This window comes from uncultured Romboutsia sp. (assembly GCF_958366745.1).
Lineage (GTDB): Bacteria > Bacillota > Clostridia > Peptostreptococcales > Peptostreptococcaceae > Romboutsia > Romboutsia timonensis.
The window spans coordinates 1-5,496 of sequence record NZ_CATXCO010000162.1; the positions used below are offsets into that span (position 1 = coordinate 1).

Genomic DNA, 5,496 nt, shown 5'->3' on the forward strand with positions numbered 1-5,496 from the left:
TCTTATGGTCTTTAACTTTATTAAATTATCTACTCTCTCATCTACACTTATGTTTTTTCTTCCTCTAAGTGATCTTTTTTAGTAGTTAAAATATCTTTGTATCTATTCATATTACACCTCTTAGTTCTTATTAACTCTATACTAACCTTTAATCTAATTATTTGTAAACCTTATTATAATATTTAATTTATCATAATTTATATAATTTACATTTATATCTCTATACTATATATTTAAAGATATAAGTATAACTATTCTATTATTATTAAACACATAAAAAATTCCCTTAAATTGAACTACTTATCAGTTAAGCATTTTTAAATGACAATTTTTCTTATATTCAAATATTATCCCCTAAAAATTTTCATATTACCGTTTCCTAATATATAAAAATATTAAAAAAATTATTAATTCTTTCTCAAGTATATTACTAAAACTATTAATTTTTTACACTTATTTAATTATTATTTTAGATAATAATTTTTTTGTATAAATATTACACTTACATGTATGTTAATGTCGTTTAAACAAATATTTTATATGTATTTGTGTGGTGATATCTTATCCTAATTATAGTAATATTTATTATAAGGGATTATTTATTGGAGGGGATTTATCTATGATAATAGGTTTAATTTTACTTTTATTGCTTATGGTGGCAATAATCTATTTTTTATATATGGTTTGTATTCAATTTAATTATATAAATAATATTAACTTACAATTTGGAATGGATGTCACAAAGTTATATTCAGACGAATGTGATGAAGGATTTTTAGGATATATAAATTACTTAGTAAAAACATTTGCCATGAATTTATATAAAGTTGGTCTTTTTTTCGATAGAATAATAAAGTCTAGACATTAGTCTAGACTTTATTATTTTTCATTATTAATTTAAAACAACTTTCATTGTATTTAACACATGGATCATTTGGATTTATTTTCATACAATTTTTATGATGATAATAAGCCTGGTTTAGGTCTCCAACTTTAAAATAACAATAACATAAATTAAGATGTGGCTTAAACCTTAAGCAGCATATATGTCTACACTGACAACAATCATCAGGTATAGGTAAACTTAATATTATCTCATACCAACTTATTGCTCTGTCGTATTTTTCTTCATCTTGAAAAGAATATGCTATCTTATAAAGTATTTCGCCTTGTGGAGGACCATATTCAAAGGTTTTATAAAAATATTTTCTAGCTATTTCTTTATCATCTTTACATAAATAGCATTCTCCAATTTTACAAAGAGCATCAATTATTTCATCTTCCCAAGTTCCCTTAGATACAAACTCTTCTAAAACTTTTATCGCTTCATTATAGTATTTATTACAATATAATTCTTTTCCATAGTAATATAAATCTCTCTCACTAAATGCTTGTTTTTCTTCTACTTTCTTTTTGTATATTTTTAAGTTTCTATCACTTACAGGTTTAACTTTATCATGTATTATACAAATATCACTATCATAGACATTTCCACTAGCTTCTATATATTCATGAACAAATCCAATCCATTTAAAGTTATCTTCTCTTTTCACTATTCTATTTCTTACCATAGTTATTTGAGGATTATTACATTCATCTATGTTCATACATGTATGCATAGTTACTACGTCTATATCTAATGATAAAACTTGTTTTAAGTTTAAAAGTTTTTCTTTATTTTCTTCATCTATTATTTCATCAGCATCTAGCCATAGTATATAATCTTTAGTAGCTTTTTCAAAAGAAAAATTTCTAGCAGCTGAAAAGTCATCATTCCATATATAATCATATATATTTTCTGTATAGTTTTTGCATATATTTTTGCTATTATCAGTTGACCCTGTATCAACTATTATTATCTCATCGACTGCATCATAAATACTTTTTAAACATCTATCTAAAACTAATTCTTCATCTTTTATTATCATACATAAGCTTAGGGTTATCATGTCTCTACTCCTTATTGGATTTGCATTTATGCTTTATTGTATGATATTTCTACATATTGTGTTAAATATGTTATATATTTTTCTATTGATTCCATAAAATCTTCTATTTCATATTTATTTATATATACACCTTTTATATTTTTTAATATCTCAGTAGTAGTTACTACTATTTCTTGACTAAGCTTTTCATAGTCTTTATTTAGTCTTTCTTTTATATTATCTTTTAAATTCTTTATAAATTTTTCTATATTGTCAAGTATTTCTTTGTTTTTTCTATCATCTAAAACTTTATCATATATAACTTTTCCAACAGCTCCACTTATAGTTCCAGCTATTAAAAGAGGTGGTAGATAAGTCATAATAGCTGCTCCAAGTGTAAGTGATGCTGCATAATTTCCTAAAGTTGCACTGTAGATTGAAATAACCCCTCCTGATGTAGCACCAAGTATTGCCCCTGTACCTATTGTTGCAAGTATTGCATTCATATCTGTTTTTTCCCCATCTAACTTAAATGTTGGTGTATCTAATAACTCATTTTTATATGTTATATCATTTACATATCTTTTTATATCATCATCCATTTCTTCACTTACTTCTTTTAAGCAAGTACTCCATTCTTTAAAATATAAATCATCTAATTCATTCTTTTTAGAATTTATCAAATCAGTTAAGTAAGATTCATTTATATATACATTTGCAGATTTTATATCACTTTCAATTCTTTTTATCTCATCGCTTAATAAAATTCTATCAATCCAATCATTTATTTCAAACTCCATTTTTGCTTTTATATAATCTTTTTTATTTTGTAGTAGTTTTTCATATTTTCTTAATTCACCTAATAATACATCAACGCTTTTATTATAATCGTTATGTACTATTATATCTTTTTGAATTATTCCTTCTATTGAAGTTTTTATACTTTTGTATTTTGTCTCATTGGAATTTTCATATATACACTCTATATAATCAGTTAATTTTCTAAAGTTTTCCCTAAGTTCTGTATAGTTTGATACTATTAGGTCTGTACTTTTAGCTATTGTTTGTTGACTCATTTTATGTTGATATTCAAGAGATGATGATATCATAAAAAATCTATCTATATAAATGCCATACTCACTTGTTATATAATCTAAAATTTCACTCCTATTTTCTGTTAATAAATCACATTTATTTACTACTCCAATAATAGGTTTATTATATTCACTTATTAAGTCTAATGCTTCTATTGTATCTTCTTGACCTAGATGAGTTGCATCTATAACAAATAAAATTAAATCTGCGTACTTAATATAATCTATGGTTTTCTTCTCATTACTTTGAGTTATACTTTTTAGTCCTGGTGTATCTACTATATTTATTTTTTTCAAATAATCTATGTCTAAACTTATTCTTGTCAAATCTGCAAATTTGCTCACATCAGTATTTTCACTATAAACAACTTCTATTACTGATGAAGTAGCTTCTAATACATCTACCTTACTTATTTCTTTTCCTAAAAGTGCATTTAAAAGACTTGATTTTCCTGATTTAACTTCTCCTACTATAGCTATATTTAATGGCTTATACTGACTTGATTCTAATGCTTTGATATTTTCTATCTGTTCATTTAGATTTTCAGATACAATATCCTTAAAGGGTACTATTTCTTTTTGTGATAATCTTTGTCTTATTGGAGAATTAAGTAAAGTTTCTTTAATTTCATAGATATATTGACTTATATTTTCCAAAATATCACCTCAAATTTATTAATATATTTTCTATATTGTCTAAATAACTAATATGCTCTTTTATTAAATTGTAATCTAAATATTTATTTTTAAATGTATTATATTTGACTTCATTTACATTATCTTTTATCTCATCTAATTTATCTTTTAGGGTTGTTATTATCTCGTCTTCTAAGTATGTAATATTTTTTTGGATATGGTTACTTAATGCAACTTCATCATTTACAACTTTTTCAGAATTTGCTTTTGTGAGTTGATTTATAAAACTTGATAGTTTGTTATTTCTTTTTACAGTTTTAAAGTTATTATAATTTATAATCAAATATTTGCTTTTAGAAAAATAGACTTTTGTGTTGATAGGATTGTTTGTAATATTGCTAAAATCTGCTTTTTTGATTAATGTATTATAATTTTTTTCTATTTCCTTACTACATTGTACTTCTAAATTTTCTATTGCTTTTTTTAATGAATATAAATCCTCTTTAGTATATATTTTTTTCTTCTTAAATTTATTTATATGATTTAATGTATATAAATATATTTCATTACAACTTTTATTTAATTCAAATTCAATTTCATTATAATCAGATATATCTTTATACAAACTTCTCTTATATGAATATATTTTATCTAGTATTTTATTTTTCATTATAGATAAATTTTTATATTTAGAATCTATTTGTTTTTTTTCACATACTTGTTTGAAATTACTCTCTATAGATTTATATAAATTATTTATGTTGCTTTTATCTATTAAATATTTATCTTTGTTTACAATTCCATCTAAAGCATCACGAGCTGATATATAAACAATATCATTAAATTTATTATTATATATTTCATTTACTTTTTCTTTAAGTCTTTCTAAATCGTTATCATTTTTTATTATATCTATTTTATTAACTACACCTATTATTTTCTTTTCATGTAAATTATCTATTTTATTTATTTCCTCAATTAATTTATTAGTTTCTTTAGATACTATATTTTGAGCATCTATTAGCCATATTACTCCATCTGATTTTTGATAGTATTTATTCATACGCTTTACGGTGTTTTTTAGTAAGGTTTGATTAAGTCCTGGTGTATCTACTATTGTAAAGTCATTAAGTATTTTTTTATTTTTTAAATAGTATTTTATTTGATTTATATCTGATTTATATAAGTGTAATCTTTCTTGTTCAATTTTAAATTCTTTTAATTTATCTTTGCTAAGTTTATTCTTGTAGCTTAATATTTTTTTTGATATTTCTTTTTTTGATATTTTAAATTTATCCTCTTCTTCTTTTAATATTTTTTTACCATTACTTAAACTTTTTATAATTTCTCTTTCATCATTATAGGTTATTTCTACTTTTTCATTATCTGATTTAATAAATAAATCTAGTTTCCATGTATTTGGTATATCACTAGTTTCTATTACTTTTTCTTGTAAAAGGGCATTTATAAGAGTTGATTTTCCATAATTACCAGAACCCATTATAAATAGTAAAAATGGATTTTCTAGCTCTTTTATACTTTTAGTATTTTCTTTTATTTTTTGTTCTATATATGAAACTAGTTCTTTTGATTTACTTTCTTTATTGTTTATATCTTTTTTTACTAATTGTAATTCTTTATTTAATTTATTTATTATGTTCATTAATTTCTCTAATTCAATATATCTGCTATCATACATACTATCATCCTTTTTTCTCTTCAATACCTTATCCATAAAATATTCTAAATTTAAATTTGTTATATTGTATGAATTTTAATTATCTTAAAGAACTTATATCTATATGTAACTAGATAAACTATTAGAAATAGATTCTTTG

General features: G+C 22.5%; 4 protein-coding genes. 1 reads left to right on the forward strand and 3 read right to left on the reverse strand.

The genetic code is table 11. From position 1 onward, the window contains the following. The first annotated feature begins 619 nt into the window (after nt 1-619). The gene (locus tag Q5F54_RS10025; RefSeq protein WP_288306495.1) at nt 620-868 is read left to right on the forward strand and encodes a hypothetical protein; all 249 of its coding nucleotides are present in this window, start codon (nt 620-622) and stop codon (nt 866-868) included. 1 nt (nt 869) lies between these two features. Here Q5F54_RS10025 and Q5F54_RS10030 read toward each other — a convergent pair whose 3' ends face one another. From Q5F54_RS10030 to Q5F54_RS10040, 3 genes are read right to left on the reverse strand one after another with little or no spacing between them, the layout of a single operon-like run. Then, a complete protein-coding gene (locus Q5F54_RS10030; RefSeq protein ID WP_071120119.1) occupies nt 870-1,949 on the reverse strand; it encodes a glycosyltransferase in 1,080 nt (359 codons plus the stop codon). Between the two features lie 26 nt (nt 1,950-1,975). Next, nucleotides 1,976-3,679 carry a GTP-binding protein gene (locus tag Q5F54_RS10035; protein ID WP_281538334.1) on the reverse strand — a complete coding sequence of 568 codons (1,704 nt, stop codon included), beginning with the start codon at nt 3,677-3,679 and terminating at the stop codon, nt 1,976-1,978. A gap of 4 nt (nt 3,680-3,683) precedes the next feature. After that, entirely contained in the window at nt 3,684-5,381 is a 1,698-nt protein-coding gene (locus Q5F54_RS10040) for a dynamin family protein (protein ID WP_302334347.1), read from the reverse strand. Nucleotides 5,382-5,496 lie beyond the last annotated feature (115 nt).

What these genes read in the sequence shown, in the direction of transcription:
- Q5F54_RS10025 (WP_288306495.1), top strand. Translation starts at nt 620, where the DNA reads ATGATAATAGGTTTAATTTTACTTTTATTGCTTATGGTGGCAATAATC.
- Q5F54_RS10030 (WP_071120119.1), bottom strand. Translation starts at nt 1,949, where the DNA reads ATGATAACCCTAAGCTTATGTATGATAATAAAAGATGAAGAATTAGTT.